Below are 16,707 nucleotides of genomic sequence, written 5' to 3'. Positions count from 1 at the left end.
GCCCAGCCCTCGAGAACCGGTTTTCCGAACCGCCCGCTCCTGCAACATCGCATCGCTCGCCGTGAGCCCTGCGCTGTACAAGAAACTCGGCTACGATCCCGATACGGATTTTGCACCGGTCGGCCTGGTCGGCAGCAATCCCAACCTGCTGGCCGTGCATCCGTCGGTGCCGGCGACGAGCGTCGCGCAGCTCCATCGACAGCTGCTGTGGCGAAGTCCCATCCGCAGCGAGCGCGCAAAATGGGCGAAGCTCGTGAAGGACGTCGGCATCGAGCCCCAGTAGGCCGGGAACCCCGGGCAAGCCGCATCTCTGACTGAAGGGAAGGAGAACCGGACCATGCAGATCCAGCACGGACTCATCAGTTGCGATTCGCACGCCCAGTTGCACAAGGACACCTGGACGAGCCGCATGTCTGCGCGCAAGTTCGGAGACGCCATACCGCAGCTTCGCGAGACGACGGACAAGGCGGACATGGCCATTCCCCGCGACAAGCCGGTCGAGCGGTGGTTCGTGAACGGCAAGCTCGTCGGCAACCGCGGGACGGTGAACTGTCCGACGGTGATGGGCGACGACATGCGGCAGACGTTTCCGCAGCGCTGGGAGGAAGTGCCGCCCAAGGTCTACGATCCGATCGAGCGCCAGAAGGCCCTGGACGACGATGGCGTCGACGGCGAAGTGCTGTTCCCGAACGACCCGATACAGAGCGGCACGATATTCCAGGGCGACGCCGAGTTCGAGCTCGCGTGCGTCCAGGCCTACAACGACGGCCTCGCCGAATGGCGAGAAACGAGCGACCGCTACATTCCCCTGTGCATCATCCCGTATCTCTCCGACGTCGAAGTGGCGGCGAAGGAAGTTACGCGCGCGGTCAGGAAAGGCTACCGCGGCGTCGTGATGCTCGCGGAGCCGAGCACGACGCGTCCGGGGCTCAAGCATTTCAACGATACGTGGTGGGACCCGCTGTGGGCGACGTGCCAGGACTTAAGCGTGCCGATCCACTGGCATTCGAGCGCGGGGCTGAACAAGATCTCGATCCCGCGCTGGAAAGGCTTCACGCAGAACCAGGGACAGGCGATGGGTCCGGCGGGCGGATTCTCGACCCAGGCGCAATTCATCCCGAACCTCATCTTCTCGGGTGTGCTCGACCGCTTTCCGCGCCTGCCTTTCGTCTGCGCCGAGACCGGCATCGGCTGGGTGAACTACATGCTCGAGATGTGCGACCACGAGTGGGAGCGCCGCCACCTGTGGACCGAAGGCGTCGTGACTCGCCCGAGCGAGCTCTTCAAGCGCCAGCTCTACGTCGACTTCTGGTACGAGCGCGCGGGTATCGAGTTGAGGCACCAGATCGGCATGAACAACATCATGTGGGAATCGGACTTCCCGCATTCGACGTCGACTTATCCCGAGTCGCGCAAGTTCGTCGATCGAATCCTGGCGGGCGTGCCGAAGCAGGAGCGTGACCAGCTCTGCTACGGCAACGCGATGCGCCTCTACGGTCTCGCGTAAGAACATCGCGGTCATCGCGAGGCGCGATGCGCCGAAGCGATCTCGTGGCGCACGCTTCCAACGCTTCGGGATTGCTTCGTCGCTCCTCGCAATGACCCGCTTCCCAGAGCCGCCACAGGAGATACAGCCGACATGGGACTCCAATACGGATTCATCAGCGCCGACGATCACGTTCAGGAGCATCCGGAGGTCTGGACCCGCCGCATGTCCAAGTCGACATGGGGCGATCGCATTCCGCACCTCGAGCGCGGGAGCGACGGCAACGAGCGCTGGCTGGTCGACGGCCAGCCGGTCGAGCTCGAAGGCGTGGCGCTCGCCGGCGCCGCGATGCCCGACCGCGCGCGCGAGCCGCAGCGCTGGGAAGACGTTCCGCCCGTCGCGTTCAACCCCGCCGAACGCCTGAAGGCGATGGACGTCGACGGCGTCGACTGCTCGGTGCTCTATCCCGCCGTCGCGGGCCGCGCGGGTGAGACGTTCGGCCGCATCGAAGACCCGGCGCTCGAGCTCGCGTGCGTCCAGGCCTACAACGACTTCCTGATCGACGAATGGGCGTCCGCGAGCCCGCGATTCATTCCGCAATGCATCGTGCCGCTGGCGCCGATCGATGCGACGGTCGCCGAGATCAGGCGCGCGGTCGCGAAAGGTCACCGCGGCGTCGTCATGCCTTCGGTGCCGATGATGCTGCGCGAGGTGCCGCACATCAACGAGCCCGCCTGGGATCCGGTGTGGGCGGCGTGCCAGGATCTCGACGTGCCGGTGTGCTTCCACGCGGGCGCATCGCGCAAGATCGAGTTTCCGCCGTATGCCGGATTCTCGCCGCAGATCGCCTCCGCGATGCAGGCGATCACGCGCCCGGTCAGCACGGTGCTGGTGGTCGCGAACTTCCTGTTCTCGCGCATCCTCGACCGCTTCCCGAAGCTGAAGGTCGTGTTCGCCGAGACCTCGCTGGCGTGGGGCGCTTACGAGCTCGAGCTCGCCGATCACCAGTTCGAGCGCCAGCGCCTGCACACCGAAGGTTACAAGCACACGCCCTCGGAGCTTTTCAAGAGGCAGTGCGCGTTCGTGGGATGGTTCGATTCGACCGGACCGAAGACGCGCGAGCACATCGGCGTCGCCAACATGCTGTGGAGCACGAACTTCCCGCAGAGCACCTCGACGTGGCCGGAAAGCCGCCGGGCGATCGCGCGTTGCTTCGAAGACGTTCCCGACAACGAGCGCCGGCAGGTGCTCGTCGACAACGCGGCGAGGCTTTACAAGATCAATTCCTGAACGTTCCCGTAAATCGTCATTCCGGACGCGCGACGGCGCGATCCGGAATCCAAACACGTCATTCCGGACGCGCGCCAGCGCGATCCGGAATCCATTTTGACTTTTGAGTCTCGCAAATGGATTCCCGCCTTCGCGGGAATGACGATTAGCTGAGGGCGCGACTCGCGATGACCTTCACGCAGCGATCACCGCCTCGCCCTTGACCATGATGCGATGGAGGTGGCGCACCTCGCTCATGTCGTAATCGCCGTTCGCCTGGTGCATGACGCTGCGGTTGTCCCAGATCACCAGGTCGCCGTAGCGCCACTGGTGGCGGTACTCGTATTTCTTCTGCGTCGCGTGCGCCGTCAGCTCCTGAACGAGGGCGACGACTTCGGGCTCGGTCATGCCGTCGATCGCTTCGATGCGCACCGGATTGATGTAGAGCGCCTTGCGGCCGTTCTCCGGATGCACGCGCACGAGCGGGTGTCGGCTGGGCGGCGGTAAGGCGGCGCGCCCTTGCTCGTCGAGGGGCTTGAGCTTGCGCGTGCTGAACTTGCTCTCGAACACGTGGAGCGCCGTGCGGCCCTCGATGCGATGCTTCGTGGCTTCCGGTAGATCGTCGTAAGCGGCGTGCATGTCCACGAACTGGGTGTCGCCGCCGTAGCTCGGCAGCGACACCGGATGCAGCGCGGTCGCCTTGGGCGGGATCGGGTGGTTCGAATGGTCGGTGTGGAAGCTCCCGCCGTTGATGCGGTACTTGCCCGGCGCGACCTGCACGTTGCGCACCTCGTACACCTCCCCATGGCCTTCGGCGCGCACGTCCTTGTGATGATGGGACATGAGCTCGCCGAAGATCTCGCCCGCATGCGCGAACTGCGCCGCGCTGAGCTTCTGGTCGCGAAAACAGAGCACATGGTGCTTCGCGAGCTCGGCGTTGAGCGCCTTGCGCGTCTCGTCGTCGACGGGCTCTCGCAGGTCCAGTCCGCGGATCTCCGCGCCGATGCCGTGGTTGGTGAGCGGTGTGAGCTGGTAATCCATGAGGGCCTCTCGCTGTCTGTCACTCCAGGACGATGCCGGACTCGCGCAGGTGCACGATGATCTTATGCCACTTCGCGATCTCGGTGCGTTGAAACTCCGCGAGCGCCTGCGGCCCGTTGACCGCGAGGTCCTGCCCCTGCTCGGCGAGCGCCGATGCGACGCTCGGGATCTCCACCGCTTTGCGGACTTCGCTGAAGAGCCTCTCCCTGATCGCCGCCGGCGTAGCCCGCGGCGCGAACATCGCGAACCACTGCAGCGCCTCGAATCCCTGCAGGCCCGATTCCGACACCGTCGGAACTTCGGGATATACGTTCACGCGCTTCAGGCTGGTGACGCCGAGCGGCCGCAGCCTGCCGGCCTTCACGTGCGGCTGGGACGGGATGACCGTCGTCACCACCAGTTGCACCCGGCCGCCGATCGCGTCCATCACCGCCGGCGGCCCGCCGCGGTAGGGCACGTGCACCATGCCGACGCCCGCGGCGCGATTGAACATCTCGATCGCGAGGTGATGGATGGAACCGACGCCCGGCGAGGCGAACAGCAGCTCCTTGGGTCTGGCCTTCGCGAGCGCGATCAGGTCCTGGACCGATTTGGCGGGCAGCGCCGGGTGGCACGCGAACACCATCGGCGCGATGGTGACGAGCGTGATCGGCGTGAAATCCCGGACGGGATCGTAAGGGCGCTTTTTCGTGAGGAACGGAACGATGCTCATCCCGCCGCCGCCCGTGAGGAGCGCGGTGTAGCCGTCGGCAGGCGCGGTGACGGTGATCTGCCCGGCGAGGACGCCCGCTCCGCCGCCCCGGTTGTCGATGACGAGCGGCTGCGCCAGCGATTCGGAAACGTGCGGCTGCATGACGCGGGCGATGATGTCGGGCGCCGTGCCCGGCAGCCCGCCGATGATGAGCCTCACCGATTTGGTGGGATAAGCCTGGCTCCACGCAGTATTGCCTGCGAGCGATGCGGCGAGCAATACGAGCGTCCGAAGCAACGTAGTGTTCATGTGACCCTCCGGCGTTGGGCTTGCACGAATCACATCGGCGGTCTCTCGCGTCAGTGCCTGGCGAGTCCGAGGTCGACGAACAGGGCCCTGGTCGTGGCGTATTCCTGCGCCAGGGTCTTGCGGAACTCCTCTCCGACCACGAACTCGTCCGACCAGAAGTTCTGCTCCATGTCGGACTTCCATTCGGGGGTCTGCGTCGCCTTGCGCAGCGTGTCTTCCCAGAAGGCGGTTTGCGCGGCCGCCATGCCTTTCGGACCCAGCGCGAGGCGCCAGAGGCCGTACACCACGTCGGCGCCCTGTTCCTTCCACGTCGGAACGCCGGCGAGCGCGCCGCCGAGGCGCCGCGGCGCGGCCACCGCGACGACCCGCAGCTTCCCCACCGCCACGTGAGGCATCACGCCGCCGGCCGAGGTCGCGGTGAGATCGATGTGACCGCCGAGGAGACTGGTGATGGCTTCGGCGGCGCCTTTGTACGAGACGCCTTTGAGATCCGCGGTCCTGCCGCCGATCGCCTTGTGGAGCAGGACCGCGGAGAGGTGATTGCCGCCGCCGACCGCGGCGTAACCGGTCGTCACCGATCGCGGGTCCGCCTTCAGCCGCTCGATCACGTCTTTGCCGTTGCGCATCGGGGAGGCTGCGTTCACCGCGAATACGGGGTAGTCGTTGAAGAGCAGCGCGATCACCGTGAAGTCCGAGTAGTGCAGCTTGCTCGTCCCCATGATGTGGTTGGTCAGCAGCGTCCCGCCGCCGATCATGATGGTGTGTCCGTCTGCCGGGCGCTGGCTGGTGTAGGTGTAGGCGATGTTGCTGCCTCCGCCCGGTTTGTTCATGACGGTGACGCCCGATGTCACGAGCTTGTGGGAAACGAGGATGCGGTCGAGGCTGCGGGCCGTGCGGTCCATGCCGCCGCCCGCGACGAACCCGACGACGAGCTCGACGTTGCGTTGCGGCGACCAGCCTTGCGCGTGCGCGCCGGTTGCACAGAACAGTGCGGAGACGAGTATGACGTAGCGAGGTCTCATGGGTCCTCCCCGGTCATGTGCTTCGGGTCAGTCGGGTGGCAGCACCTCCGTAACGGCGGTTGATTTTTCTGGAAGCAGGTGCGTCCTAGGGCGCGACGGTCCCCTCGCGCTGCGGGACCCTGCCTTCGAGCTCGTCCTCGATCGCACCGTATCTCGAGTACGGCTGCGGCGCCGATTTGCGATATTCCTCTTCCGGCACGTTGCAGTAGAGCTCGAGCCGGTTCCCGTCGGGATCGAAGAAATAGATGCTCTTGGTGATCCCGTGATAGACGGTGTGGTCGATCGTCACCTCGTGTTTCTTGAGGGCCTGCCATGCGTCCTGCAGCTCGGCGAAGCTGCCGAGCTCGAACGAGACGTGCTGCATGCCGACCTGGTCGGGCGTGGGCATCGCCGCGCCCTCCTGCGCCGGCATCAGCGCGAGCATGTGGTGGTTGTCTTTGACGTTGGTGCTGAAGAACACCATGCCGCGCTCGTTGACCGCGACGACCGGCAAGCCCAGCACCTGCTCGAAAAATCGCCGCGAGCGCTGCATGTCTTTCGCCCGCAGCACGAGATGCCCCACGCGTTTGATGCTGAAGCTCATGACCGTCTCCTCGTTTAAGCCAGCGCTCTCTCTACTCTCGGTTTGACTTCCTGCATCATCAGCTCCATCGACCGCATCGCGTCCTTGTGCGGCGTGTCGCCGACCTTGAACGAAAAGCACACGTGCACCGGGTGCGCCGCGCGGATTTCCGCGACGAGCTTTTCCGCGACGGTCTCGACGTCCCCGATGAGCAGGTTGTCGTAGATCGTTTCGAGCGACGGCTCGTTCGGAAAAGGCACGTCGACGAGCCACGTGCCCTGCATGACTTCCTTGCGGCGCCTCAGGCTCGAGGCGAGCCGCGACTGGTAACGCGCGTTCTCGGCAAAACGCATGCCCTCGTCGCGGCTCTTGGTGATGTGCGCGAAGCGGTTCAGCGTGACGTGCGCCTTCGACAGCGGCACGTTCTCGGCGGCGAACGCGGCGACGATGTCGGCGTACTGCTGTTCGAGCAGCGGGATGCCGTCGACGCGCCCCGACGTGAGCACGCGGTAACCGTGCCGCGCCGCCGCGCGAAACATCGGCTGCACGTGTCCCGCGACGTAGATCGGGATCGGCTTCTGCACCGGCCGCACCGGGATGTGCGTCTCCGGTATGCGGTAGTGCCTGCCTTCGTAGCTGAAGAACTCGCGGCTGAACGCGAGATCGAGGATGTCGGCGAACTCGTTGGTCATCTCGAGGTTCTGCGAGAGGTCGACCCCGAAGCGCTCGAACTCGTACGGCTGATAACCCGCGCCGATCCCGAGCATCAGCCGGCCGTTCGACAGCGCATCGACGGTCGCGATCTCGGCGGCGAGGCGAGCGGGGTTGTAGAGCGGCAGCACGACCACCGCCGTGCCGAGCCGGATCCTGCGCGTGACCGAGGCGCAGTGCGCCACCATCATCAGAGGCGATGCGCACAGGCAGTAATTCGAGAAATGGTGCTCGGCGAACCAGGCGATCCCGTAGCCGAGCTCGTCGGCGAGCCTCGTCTGCTCGGCGACCTCGCCGAACACCTGCGCCGCGGGCTTGTCGGGCTCGCGCGATCCCATCAGATTGAAGATGCCGAAGTCCATGCCTGTCCCCCGATGGCTATCGGTTCGATTCCGCGGCTTGCCGTACGGTCTTCAGATACGACTGGCCGGCGCTTTGCAGCAGGCTCGAGACGTTGCTGTGGAAGTAACGAACGCCCAGGCCCAGGAATTTCGGAATCAGCGCGTCCGGGCAGCTCACGCCGGCGACCACGCCCGCTTCGCGGATCGCCTTAACGCCGTCTTCCATCACGGCCAGCACTTCGGGATGCGACTGCTGCCCCGGATAACCCATCGATTGCGAAAGATCGCCCGAGCCGATGAAGAGCACGTCGACGCCTTTCACGCTCGCGATCTCCCTGATGTTGCGCAGCGCCACCACCTCTTCGAGCATCAGGCAGACGAGCGTGTTCGCGTTCGCCTGCGCGAAGTACTCCTGCGTCGGTCCGCTCATCCCGTAACGGGCGGGCCTGCCGCGGCTGTAAGCCCCGCGCTGCCCGTCCGGAAAATACTTGCACGCGTCGACCGCGGCCTGGGCCTCTTCGCGCGTGTTGACGTGCGGCACCTGCACGCCCCACGCGCCGCGATCAAGGAAGGGCGCGATCGAGTCGGGCCTGTTGACGACGGGCCGCACGACCGGCGCGATACCGGTCAGCTCGGCGGCGCGGATGACGTCCTCGGCGGTGTCGACCGTGATGGAGCCGTGCTCGTTGTCGAGCAGTATCCAGTCGAAGCCCATGTAGCCGAGCATCTCCACGACGGGCGCGGAGGGGAACGTGAGCATGACGCCGAAAGCCGGCCTGCCCGCCTCGAGCTTCTGTTTGAGCGTATTCGCACGCATGGACGACCTCCCCGGCAGAGAGGTGAATGTTATACGCTACGCGTGGCTCGGCATATATGGAGACGGCGATGGCAAGACTTCCACCGGCAAGCCGCGAGAGCGTTCCCGAAAACCAGCGCGGGGCTTACGACGAGATCGTCAAAGCCGCGGGATCGGTGCCGCGCTTCGGCCCCGGCTCGCTACTGCTTCATCTGCCACACGCGCACCAGCGCCTGATGGGCTTCAACAGGTTCCTGCGCGGCGAGTCGTCGCTCCCGAAGAAGCTCCAGGAGCTCGCGATGGAGACGCTCGGACAGCGCGGCGCGATCGAGCTCGCGCTCTTCCTCGGCAACTACGCGTCGCTCGCGCTGGTCGTCAATTCGTTCGACGCCGATCTGCCGGCGGACCGCAAGGAACCTTTGCTGCCGATATGAGCTGGATGAGAAACCTGCCCCGCGTATTCGTCGTCATTGCATTGGCTTCTTCGGCGGCGTCCTACGCCCAGTACCCGTCGAAGGCCGTCCGCTTCGTCGTGCCTTTCCCCGCGGGCGGACCGCTCGACATCGTCGCGCGCTCGATCGGGCAGGACCTGAACAAGGCGTGGGGGCAGCCGGTGCTCGTCGACAACCGACCCGGCGCGGGCGGCAACATCGGTGCGGACGTCGTCGCGAAAGCGCCGCCCGACGGCTACACGATCCTGATGGGCGCAGTCAGCACGCACGCGATCAACGTCTGGCTCTACAAGAGCCTGCCGTACGATCCCGTGAAGGACTTCGCGCCGGTGACGCTGGTGACGTCGGTGCCCAACGTGCTGGTCGTCCACCCCTCGGTGCCGGCGAAGAACGTGCGCGAGCTGATCGCGCTGGCGAAAGCGCGCAAAGGCCAGTTGAACTTCGCCTCCGGCAGCACCGGCAGCGCCGGCCATCTCGCGGGCGAGCTGTTCAAGACGATGGCCGGGGTCGACATGACGCACATCCCCTACAAGGGCGCGGCGCCCGCGGTAACCGATCTGCTCGCCGGGCACGTCTCGCTGATGTTCGACAATCTCGCGTCGGGACTGCCCAGCATCAAGGCGGGACGCGTGCACGCGCTCGCAGTGACGACGCTCAAGCGCTCGCCGTTCCTGCCGGAGCTGCCGACGATCAGCGACTCGGGCCTGCGCGGCTTCGATATCGGCACGTGGTTCGGCGTCTTCGCGCCGGCCGGCACGCCGCGCGAGATCGTGATGCGGTTGAACGCCGAAATCGCGCGTTCGCTTCACACTGCGGTCATGAAGGACCGTCTCGCCACACTCGGCGCCGAGGCGATGCCGAATACGCCCGAAGCGTTCGCGGCGTTCGTCAAGGCGGAGATGACCAAATACCAGAAGATCGTGCAGGCGTCCGGCGCGAAGGTGGATTGAATCGGTTACTCCGCGCCCGAGCCGTACTTCCGGATGTAGTTCTCGTGACGGAACAGGAAATCGGCGCCGACGATGCGATGGTCGAAACCGTCCGGCCTGAAGCGATAATCGACGAAGCCGACTTCGCGCACACCCCAGTGCAGCGTCGTCGGCGGCCCGTTCACGCAGGCCGTCGAAGGCGCCCACAGGTAGTAGATGCCGTCGAGCGAGAACGCGCGCGTCTGGTGCTTGTGTCCCGTGCTCACCAGGCGCACGCCGTAGGTTCTGCATAAGGCGAGCAGACGGGCACGGCTTTCCGAGTCGAGACAGGACTGGCGCAGCATCGCATCCTCGTGATCCGGCTCGCCGGGGTGATCGAGGAACAGCGGCTTGTGCAGGAAGAGCGCGACGGGCCGCGGGCGCAACTCGCCGAGCGCGCGCTCGAGCCACGTCCACTGCTCGGCTTCGGCGGCCTGGCCGGCGCTGCCCATCAACTGCGAATTCAGGCCGACGAAGCCCCAGCCCGCGCGCTCGAACGACCAGTGATCCTCGCCGAAATACTCCAGGAACCGCCCGCGCCTCACGTCGTTCACGCGCTTGGGCATCTTGCCCGAGACCACGTTGTCGCCGATGTCGTGATTGCCCGGCAGGAAGCGGCACGTCACCGGCAGCGCGCCGATCTGCTCTCTGGCGAATGCGTAATCGGCCTCGTCGTCGGGATCGCCCATGATGAGGTCGCCGTTGGCGACCACGAGGTCGGGGCGCTCGCGTGCGATCCAGCGCGATACCTTGATCCAGTTGTCGAGGTGATGCTCCTGGCCGGCGCCGAGATGAACGTCGGCGACCTGCGTGAGGCGGAATTCGGGGGTCATGTCGTGAACGATACATCATGATGCTTTACGATTGGAGCATGCGCCACAAGCTGTTTGCCTCTCTGCCAGCGCTGCTCGCCGCCGTCGTCGTCACCGATGCGGCACACTCTCAAAGCTGGCCCGACCATGCGCTCAGGTTCGTCGCGTCGGCGCCCGCCGGCAGCTCTCTGGACGTCATCGCCCGCGTCATCGGCGACAACCTCAGAACGCGCCTCGCGCAGCCGGTCGTCGTCGATAACCGGCCCGCGGCGGGCGGCACGGTCGCAGCCGATATCGTCGCGAAGTCGCCGCCGGACGGCTACATCATGGTCATCTCGTTCAACGGCCCGCTCGCGTTCGGACCGCACCTGTACGCGAAGCTGCCGTACGACCCGCTGAAAGATCTCGCTCCGGTGATCGTCACCTCGAGCCAGCCGAACGTGCTCGCCGTGAACGCGGGGCTGCCGGCGACGTCTGTGAAGGCGCTCATTGCATACGCCAAAGCGCACCCGGGCAAGCTCAACTATGCGTCGGTGGGCAACGGCAGCTCTTCGCAGCTCACGATGGAGCTCTTGAAAGCGACCGCCGGCATCGACATCGTCCACGTTCCTTTTAACGGCTCGCCGCCCGCGGTGACCGCGACCGCACAGGGCGACACGCAACTGCTGTTCGCGGTGATGCAGCCGTTGCAGGCGCAGATCAGCGCGGGAAGGCTGCGCGCCATCGCGGTGACGTCGGCGAAGCGCTTTCCGCTGCTGCCCGACATCCCGACGGTCGCCGAAGCGGGCTATCCCGGTTTCGAGGCGCTCGCGTGGAACGGCATCCTCGTCGCCGCGCGCACGCCGCAGGCTATCGTCCGGCGGCTCAACGCCGAGATCAATGCGATCCTCAAGGATCCGACGGTGAAGAGCGCGCTCAACACGCAGGGCTTCGACCTGATCGGCGGCACGCCCGAAGGCTTCGCGAAGCTGATCCGCAGCGAATCGGACAAGTGGGCGCCCGTGATCCGTAAAACCGGCGTGCGGATCGATTGACGACGGCGATCACTCGCGGCATCGCCGGGCTCGCGCTCGCCGTGTTCGGCTGGGGCATCACCTGGCCGATCAACAAGGTCCTGCTCGCCAGCCTGTCGCCGTTCTGGCCTCATCGGCGGGGTGGCGCTGGAGACCACCAGGTCTCGCGCGCCTACGGCGCGGGCCGCTCGAACGTGAGCGGCGCGTCGTTGTCGCCGCGGCCCTGCCTGAAGATCTCCTGCACGTTCGGCCGTTCCCACACGATCTCGAGCAGGTTGTCGTCGGGGTCGTAGAAGTAGATGCTCTTCTGGCTGGTGTGATCGATCGCGCGATGGATGGACACGCCGGCGTCCTGAAGCGCGAAGTACGCGCTCTTCAGCTCCGCTTCGGTCTCCACGGCGAACGCCATGTGCTTCACGCCCAGACCCTCGCGGCTGCCGACACCCGCTTTCGGCTGCGGGTAGGCGTTGGGATCCGCGCTGGGAAAGATGTCCAGCGTGTTGCCGTACTCGCCGAGCGAGAGGAACACGCCGCCGTGCCCCGGGTCCTGCTCGAGCATCCTGAACCCGAGGATGTTCGTGTAGAACGCCTTGGAGCGCTCGACGTCGCGAACGTTGATGAGGATGTGGCCGATGCGCTGGAGCTTGATCATGACCGAGCCGTCCCGGGGCGGGGGTGGGTTTTAACGCCTACGCATCCGGCTATTCGAAACCGGATGGGAGGCTATGGCAACCCTCGGCGACGAGTCCTTATCGCTCGCGGGGGCGCGGAGGCACCGCCTCCGGCTTGTCGGGGATGACGAGCTTTCGAACGATGAGCTCGTCGACTTCCAATCGACGGAAACGGGCACGCCCTACCGCCAAGCGACCGATGGCGAGTGCGCCGATAGCCAACGCACCGATCGCGACAGCACCCACGGCGAGCGCACCCAGAGCGGTTGCCCCGACGCGAACGGCCGGGACCGTGAGCGGCGAGCCCCCAGAGCCTGTGCGCTCGTGCATCGGAATATGAGCCATCATGCTATTCATTGAATCTCGACGGGTGACGGTCCCTTACGAGTGATTTTGCTTCTAACCACTGTGCGCTTGGCATAGCGCTTCCGGGGCTCCTGGTGAAGCGCACGCCATCGTGAGTTGGAAAAGGCCGCACTTCGACATCGGTGGCTCCCGCGTCGGCGCAATACGATCGAATTCGTTCGGCATTCAGCGGATCGAGCAGCGCACCAAGAAGCAGCGGCAAGAACATCGCCATCATCACCGATGCGGCAATCCGGACCAGCTTCCATCATCCGGGCATAGGAAGAAAACCACCACCAAATATCGCAAGCCCGGCGACGAGGTGGAAGTAGGACACGTGCCGCCAAACGACTTGTTGAGCGGCGCAGGCCGGCACGCCGGCCGCGCGTGCGCTCGAACCTGGGTTAGACCACATTGCGGTCCCGTCTCTTCCGAATAGCCGCTGACGTCAGCCATGCTAATCCGATGCCCATGGCGACAAGCACGAGCGTTTGCTAATTCCAAACCTCGGCGGCATGTCCTAGGACCAGTTTCAAGGCTCCGAGACCAACCGCCGCGAACACAGCAGCCATGACCAGTTGCAGTTCGCGTCGTTTGAAAAGCACGAATGCCGGAACGGAGACCACTGCACCGAAGGTTACGCCGACGACCAAAGCGAACGCGAGATCACCCATGTCTGACGTCTAACGAGGTGTTCAGCGGCGGCCGCTTGTGGCCGTCCGCCGCAACACATAGTTATCCAACATTCTGCATCTTGTTTGCGAAATCCCGTCCCGACGTCGGCGGAGGCAGAGGCTTGCCGTCCTTGTGATAGAGCGCGATCGCTTCCTCCACGACCTGGCAGAGTTCCTCAAACACAGCCTTCTCATCGGAGCCGTGACAGCCGCCATAAACCAGGCCGGGCGCGCTACCCACGTAGCATTGGTCTTCGTCAGACCATTCGACGATCTTTGCGTATTTCGCACTCTCGTTCAAGATTTCGACTCCTCGATCGCGCGCCGAACGGCGCGCTGTTTTGACGAAGCCGGCTCGTTCAAGTTCTGCGATGAGTTCTCGAACTTTCGGAGGCAAGCGTCAACGTCCCTATGTTGCATAACGCCTGGTTGAGCCGCGCCATGAGGCGCGCAGCGTCGAATCGCGTCGGCTCGAACTGAGCTAGAGCTCAGTCGGCCCACTGTTGAGTAGCCACTATCTTGTCGAGGCGTTGGCTTGCCTCGGCGGCATTGCCATAACCTTCAAACGTAAAGTACGCCATCGCACTCGGTGATCCTAGCAGGTACTGCACGAAGTAGTAGTCACGGAGCGACTTAGAGCCTTGCGATACTGCGGTGAACATAACACGTCTGCCACCAAGCGCCACTTCCGTCACGGGCTTAACCACCGTACCATTCTTCGTGGCGAGACCCGGCATTTCCGTTTCTGCAAAACCGCGGACAAGTGCCATGTGTTTCTCTCGAACAGACTCGGGCGCATCTGGCTTCAAACCGCGATACGACACGATCGCGTGCTCGCCGTCTGGGCCGCGGCCTTCGATTGGTCGTTTCGACCCATCAAATTGCCACGTCACCGGGAAGATCAATGAAAGTGGCCCGATGCGAAAAAGGTTTGTGTCCTGCGCTTGTGCGGTAGCAGCAGCAAGGAGGCCGACGATTATCAAAAGAAGACGCATCTGAGCTCTAACGACGTGTTCAGCGGCGGCCGCTTGCAGCCGTCCGCTGCAGCACTGATATAGGTAGTCCGTTCTGTTTCGGAGTGATACTCATCACAGCCGGCAGGTATCTGCTGGTCGAACCAGGACATGCGCCCGCGGACTACGAATATCCAACTAGCAGCACGCGATGCTCACTAACTTACATTCGAGTCCGCGGGTGCGCCGGTCGCTTAACGAATACTCAGGGTACGCCCTCGCACGGCTCCCCATATTGCCTTCGCCTCGCCCGGCTCGCACGTCCTGACCTCCAACTTTAGCATCGAGGAGGTTTCTCATGAAATCATCAGCCGATCAGAGCTTCGCTGCTTTCGTCGGAATCGATTGGGGCGATCAGAAACACGATGTTTGCCTGAAGGCGGCCGGTAGCGATGCGCACGAGCATAGCGTCATTGTCCATCGGCCTGAGGCGATCGAGTGTTGGGCATTGGGCCTGAGGCAGCGATTCGCCGGGCAGCCGATCGCTGTGTGCCTGGAGATCGCTCGTGGGCCGCTGGTCAGTGCGCTGCAACGCCATGAGTTCCTGGTGCTGTTCCCGGTCAACCCGAGCACGCTTGCCGGTTACAGATCTACGTTCTGCGTCAGCGGCGCGAAGGACGATCCCACCGATGCCGAGCTCGCGCTCGAAATGCTGCTGCGCCATCCGGAGAGACTGTGCGTTCTGCGGCCACAGAGCGCGGCCATGCGCAAGCTCGAAAGGCTCGTGCAGCAGCGCCGCACGCTGGTCGACGAGGTGCGCCGCGTCACCAACAGGATGACGGCGGCGCTCAAGGAATACTTCCCTCAGGTGGTGGAGTGGTTCAAGGACAAGGATACCTATGTGTTCTGTGATTTCGTGAGCCGTTGGCCGACGCTCAAACAGGCCCAGCGTGCGCGCAAGGCTCGGCTACAGGCGTTCTTCCACGAGCACAACGTGCGCTACGGCCACATCGTCGAGCGGCGCGTGCAGTCGATCATGGCAGCCTCGCCGTTGACCGACGATCCGAGCGTCGTCGGGCCCAACAGCCTGATGGTGATCAGCCTCGCGCAGCAGTTGCGTGTGCTGCTGCAGGCGGTCGAACGCTTCGATGCCGAAATCGCTGTCGTAGCGCCCACCTTGGCCGATTACGAGCTGTTCGCCGGCCTGCCGGGCGCCGGTGCGGTGTTCGCGCCCCGACTGCTGGTCGCTTTCGGTGAACAACGCGAACGCTTCGACAGCGCGAATCGAATGCAGAGCTATGCGGGTGTCGCGCCAGTCACCCAACGCAGCGGCAACAAGTGCTGGGTGCACTGGCGATTGCGTTGCCCGAAGTTCGTGCGGCAGACCTTCGTGGAATGGGCGGCGCACTCGATTCCGTACTGCTACTGGGCCGAAGCCTACTACCGACAACAACGCGCCAAAGGCTCATCCCGTCAGGCGGCGCTGCGGGCATTGGCCTTCAAGTGGATCCGAATCGTTTACCGTTGCTGGCAGACCGGCACGCCCTACGATGAGGCGACTTACCTCAGCGCCCTTAAGCGCCGCGGCTCGCCGCTGATGACGTAGACAACCGCGTGGAAAATGCTTGACGGACTTCCTCAGGGCGTGAGTTAGAGCTTCATTCACACGAAGCCCCTCGAGCCTCTTGGATTTCTCGATACTGCCGCTGCAGATCAATGAACTTGCCCTGCTGAGTTACACACGCCTCTGAGGTAAAGAATTCTCCGAGTGCGAAGAAAACCATTGGGTAAAAGAGCAAGACAAAAATCAGCAGCCTGAGAACGGCCAACCCCGGGCCCCTGTAAAGAACGTAGCCGGACGCGACCAGCGAGGCTGCTGCTCCAACTGGTATTGCTGCATTTGTGGCGGACCATGGCACCCGCCCGGGCGCGAGTAAGCCGATGAGCAAGATGCATAGGGCGGGGATCAATGGCACCAGCAACACGCTGCCGCAAAGCGCAAGCCACCAGTATCTCGATTTCCTTATGCGCCCAGCCATGTGCTCTAACGTTCGCGTTGAGCGGGCGCCGAGAAGCGTAGCGACCCCGGCAGCGATGCTGACGGGCGCTCCGCTCGAACGCGCGGTTAGGTTGCCGTTCGCTTACCTGCGACATACTCGCGCAGGGCACGGTTCACTGCTTCGGAATCGGGGAATAGCTTGTGGAGGTCTGGTTCGATGAGCACGATGTTCGTGCCTTCGCGATACGCCGCGGCATACTTGCCGCGAATGCCACTTCGAATCAGATCCTCTGGATATTCGTCCCGAAGGGTGTCTTTGTCATTGCTCATATGCTCTGCGCTCACGCGGGGTCATAGTTCGTGCGGAAATCAAGCGAATCCGCTCTTCGCGCTCAGTATAAGACACCACCAGGTATCTGCCGTTCTTCGAGGCGCCAAAAACCAGATATCGGTAACCGTCCGGTCAGCACCGCCTTGACGCAGTATCGCTGATTCAGGCGGCGAGTTCGACGGCCGGGTTATCCACGAGCGTGCTCGCCACATTCCACGGCAGCAGCTCCTCGACGCGGTTGATCGGGTGATCGGCGATGCG

General features: G+C 64.2%; 20 protein-coding genes. 7 read left to right on the top strand and 13 right to left on the bottom strand.

Annotated elements, in window-relative coordinates:
• Positions 1-61: 61 nt before the first annotated feature.
• From VHP37_18765 to VHP37_18755, 3 genes are all read left to right on the top strand, one after another.
• Positions 62-283: a hypothetical protein gene (locus tag VHP37_18765; GenBank protein ID HEX2828404.1), complete on the top strand. Its 222-nt coding sequence runs from the start codon at positions 62-64 to the stop codon at positions 281-283.
• A gap of 54 nt (positions 284-337) precedes the next feature.
• Positions 338-1,507: an amidohydrolase family protein gene (locus tag VHP37_18760; GenBank protein ID HEX2828403.1), complete on the top strand. Its 1,170-nt coding sequence runs from the start codon at positions 338-340 to the stop codon at positions 1,505-1,507.
• A gap of 132 nt (positions 1,508-1,639) precedes the next feature.
• Entirely contained in the window at positions 1,640-2,776 is a 1,137-nt protein-coding gene (locus VHP37_18755; protein ID HEX2828402.1) for an amidohydrolase family protein, read from the top strand.
• A gap of 174 nt (positions 2,777-2,950) precedes the next feature.
• On the opposite strand, the gene VHP37_18750 is transcribed toward VHP37_18755, so the two are convergent.
• The 6 genes from VHP37_18750 to VHP37_18725 all read right to left on the bottom strand — a co-directional run bounded on the left by VHP37_18750 (position 2,951) and on the right by VHP37_18725 (position 8,249).
• A complete protein-coding gene (locus VHP37_18750) occupies positions 2,951-3,796 on the bottom strand; it encodes a TauD/TfdA family dioxygenase (protein HEX2828401.1) in 846 nt (281 codons plus the stop codon).
• Positions 3,797-3,815: 19 nt separating this feature from the next.
• The gene (locus VHP37_18745; GenBank protein HEX2828400.1) at positions 3,816-4,796 is read right to left on the bottom strand and encodes a tripartite tricarboxylate transporter substrate binding protein; all 981 of its coding nucleotides are present in this window, start codon (positions 4,794-4,796) and stop codon (positions 3,816-3,818) included.
• A 50-nt stretch (positions 4,797-4,846) separates the two neighbouring features.
• The gene (locus tag VHP37_18740) at positions 4,847-5,818 is read right to left on the bottom strand and encodes a tripartite tricarboxylate transporter substrate binding protein (GenBank protein ID HEX2828399.1); all 972 of its coding nucleotides are present in this window, start codon (positions 5,816-5,818) and stop codon (positions 4,847-4,849) included.
• An 85-nt stretch (positions 5,819-5,903) separates the two neighbouring features.
• A complete protein-coding gene (locus VHP37_18735; GenBank protein HEX2828398.1) occupies positions 5,904-6,401 on the bottom strand; it encodes a VOC family protein in 498 nt (165 codons plus the stop codon).
• A 14-nt stretch (positions 6,402-6,415) separates the two neighbouring features.
• Positions 6,416-7,453: an LLM class flavin-dependent oxidoreductase gene (locus tag VHP37_18730; GenBank protein ID HEX2828397.1), complete on the bottom strand. Its 1,038-nt coding sequence runs from the start codon at positions 7,451-7,453 to the stop codon at positions 6,416-6,418.
• A 16-nt stretch (positions 7,454-7,469) separates the two neighbouring features.
• Positions 7,470-8,249, bottom strand: coding sequence for an aldolase/citrate lyase family protein (locus tag VHP37_18725; GenBank protein ID HEX2828396.1), 780 nt, complete (start codon positions 8,247-8,249; stop codon positions 7,470-7,472).
• A 68-nt stretch (positions 8,250-8,317) separates the two neighbouring features.
• Between VHP37_18725 and VHP37_18720 the strand changes: the two genes are divergently transcribed.
• Positions 8,318-8,662, top strand: a complete 345-nt coding sequence (locus VHP37_18720) for a hypothetical protein (GenBank protein ID HEX2828395.1) — start codon at positions 8,318-8,320, stop codon at positions 8,660-8,662.
• A gap of 5 nt (positions 8,663-8,667) precedes the next feature.
• The gene (locus VHP37_18715) at positions 8,668-9,630 is read left to right on the top strand and encodes a tripartite tricarboxylate transporter substrate binding protein (protein ID HEX2828394.1); all 963 of its coding nucleotides are present in this window, start codon (positions 8,668-8,670) and stop codon (positions 9,628-9,630) included.
• Between the two features lie 5 nt (positions 9,631-9,635).
• Here VHP37_18715 and VHP37_18710 read toward each other — a convergent pair whose 3' ends face one another.
• Positions 9,636-10,481 (bottom strand): metallophosphoesterase, encoded by an 846-nt coding sequence (locus VHP37_18710; GenBank protein HEX2828393.1) that lies wholly within the window; start codon positions 10,479-10,481, stop codon positions 9,636-9,638.
• A 17-nt stretch (positions 10,482-10,498) separates the two neighbouring features.
• Here VHP37_18710 and VHP37_18705 point away from each other — a divergent pair, with 17 nt between their 5' ends.
• Positions 10,499-11,494 carry a tripartite tricarboxylate transporter substrate binding protein gene (locus tag VHP37_18705; GenBank protein HEX2828392.1) on the top strand — a complete coding sequence of 332 codons (996 nt, stop codon included), beginning with the start codon at positions 10,499-10,501 and terminating at the stop codon, positions 11,492-11,494.
• Positions 11,495-11,645: 151 nt separating this feature from the next.
• On the opposite strand, the gene VHP37_18700 is transcribed toward VHP37_18705, so the two are convergent.
• From VHP37_18700 to VHP37_18685, 4 genes are all read right to left on the bottom strand, one after another.
• On the bottom strand, positions 11,646-12,125 hold the full coding sequence (locus tag VHP37_18700) for a VOC family protein (GenBank protein ID HEX2828391.1): 480 nt from the start codon (positions 12,123-12,125) through the stop codon (positions 11,646-11,648).
• A gap of 858 nt (positions 12,126-12,983) precedes the next feature.
• Positions 12,984-13,163 carry a hypothetical protein gene (locus tag VHP37_18695; GenBank protein HEX2828390.1) on the bottom strand — a complete coding sequence of 60 codons (180 nt, stop codon included), beginning with the start codon at positions 13,161-13,163 and terminating at the stop codon, positions 12,984-12,986.
• Between the two features lie 61 nt (positions 13,164-13,224).
• Positions 13,225-13,464, bottom strand: coding sequence for a hypothetical protein (locus VHP37_18690; protein ID HEX2828389.1), 240 nt, complete (start codon positions 13,462-13,464; stop codon positions 13,225-13,227).
• 187 nt (positions 13,465-13,651) lie between these two features.
• Entirely contained in the window at positions 13,652-14,158 is a 507-nt protein-coding gene (locus VHP37_18685; GenBank protein HEX2828388.1) for a hypothetical protein, read from the bottom strand.
• A gap of 316 nt (positions 14,159-14,474) precedes the next feature.
• On the opposite strand from VHP37_18685, the gene VHP37_18680 reads away from it, so the two are divergent.
• The gene (locus VHP37_18680; GenBank protein HEX2828387.1) at positions 14,475-15,722 is read left to right on the top strand and encodes an IS110 family transposase; all 1,248 of its coding nucleotides are present in this window, start codon (positions 14,475-14,477) and stop codon (positions 15,720-15,722) included.
• Between the two features lie 519 nt (positions 15,723-16,241).
• Here the strand turns inward: VHP37_18680 and VHP37_18675 are convergent.
• Complete coding sequence (locus VHP37_18675; GenBank protein HEX2828386.1) at positions 16,242-16,460, bottom strand: hypothetical protein; 219 nt, start codon at positions 16,458-16,460, stop codon at positions 16,242-16,244.
• Positions 16,435-16,521, bottom strand: a complete 87-nt coding sequence (locus tag VHP37_18670; GenBank protein HEX2828385.1) for a hypothetical protein — start codon at positions 16,519-16,521, stop codon at positions 16,435-16,437. The genes VHP37_18675 and VHP37_18670 overlap by 26 nt, the downstream gene beginning before the upstream one ends.
• Between the last annotated feature and the right edge of the window lie 186 nt (positions 16,522-16,707).

The organism is Burkholderiales bacterium (genome assembly GCA_036262035.1).
GTDB lineage: Bacteria > Pseudomonadota > Gammaproteobacteria > Burkholderiales > SG8-41 > JAQGMV01.
This window is presented reverse-complemented; position numbering and strand designations above follow the sequence as displayed.

What these genes read in the sequence shown, in the direction of transcription:
- VHP37_18760 (HEX2828403.1), top strand. Translation starts at nt 338, where the DNA reads ATGCAGATCCAGCACGGACTCATCAGTTGCGATTCGCACGCCCAGTTG.
- VHP37_18755 (HEX2828402.1), top strand. Translation starts at nt 1,640, where the DNA reads ATGGGACTCCAATACGGATTCATCAGCGCCGACGATCACGTTCAGGAG.
- VHP37_18750 (HEX2828401.1), bottom strand. Translation starts at nt 3,796, where the DNA reads ATGGATTACCAGCTCACACCGCTCACCAACCACGGCATCGGCGCGGAG.
- VHP37_18745 (HEX2828400.1), bottom strand. Translation starts at nt 4,796, where the DNA reads ATGAACACTACGTTGCTTCGGACGCTCGTATTGCTCGCCGCATCGCTC.
- VHP37_18740 (HEX2828399.1), bottom strand. Translation starts at nt 5,818, where the DNA reads ATGAGACCTCGCTACGTCATACTCGTCTCCGCACTGTTCTGTGCAACC.
- VHP37_18735 (HEX2828398.1), bottom strand. Translation starts at nt 6,401, where the DNA reads ATGAGCTTCAGCATCAAACGCGTGGGGCATCTCGTGCTGCGGGCGAAA.
- VHP37_18730 (HEX2828397.1), bottom strand. Translation starts at nt 7,453, where the DNA reads ATGGACTTCGGCATCTTCAATCTGATGGGATCGCGCGAGCCCGACAAG.
- VHP37_18725 (HEX2828396.1), bottom strand. Translation starts at nt 8,249, where the DNA reads ATGCGTGCGAATACGCTCAAACAGAAGCTCGAGGCGGGCAGGCCGGCT.
- VHP37_18720 (HEX2828395.1), top strand. Translation starts at nt 8,318, where the DNA reads ATGGCAAGACTTCCACCGGCAAGCCGCGAGAGCGTTCCCGAAAACCAG.
- VHP37_18715 (HEX2828394.1), top strand. Translation starts at nt 8,668, where the DNA reads ATGAGAAACCTGCCCCGCGTATTCGTCGTCATTGCATTGGCTTCTTCG.
- VHP37_18710 (HEX2828393.1), bottom strand. Translation starts at nt 10,481, where the DNA reads ATGACCCCCGAATTCCGCCTCACGCAGGTCGCCGACGTTCATCTCGGC.
- VHP37_18705 (HEX2828392.1), top strand. Translation starts at nt 10,499, where the DNA reads ATGATGCTTTACGATTGGAGCATGCGCCACAAGCTGTTTGCCTCTCTG.
- VHP37_18700 (HEX2828391.1), bottom strand. Translation starts at nt 12,125, where the DNA reads ATGATCAAGCTCCAGCGCATCGGCCACATCCTCATCAACGTTCGCGAC.
- VHP37_18695 (HEX2828390.1), bottom strand. Translation starts at nt 13,163, where the DNA reads ATGGGTGATCTCGCGTTCGCTTTGGTCGTCGGCGTAACCTTCGGTGCA.
- VHP37_18685 (HEX2828388.1), bottom strand. Translation starts at nt 14,158, where the DNA reads ATGCGTCTTCTTTTGATAATCGTCGGCCTCCTTGCTGCTGCTACCGCA.
- VHP37_18680 (HEX2828387.1), top strand. Translation starts at nt 14,475, where the DNA reads ATGAAATCATCAGCCGATCAGAGCTTCGCTGCTTTCGTCGGAATCGAT.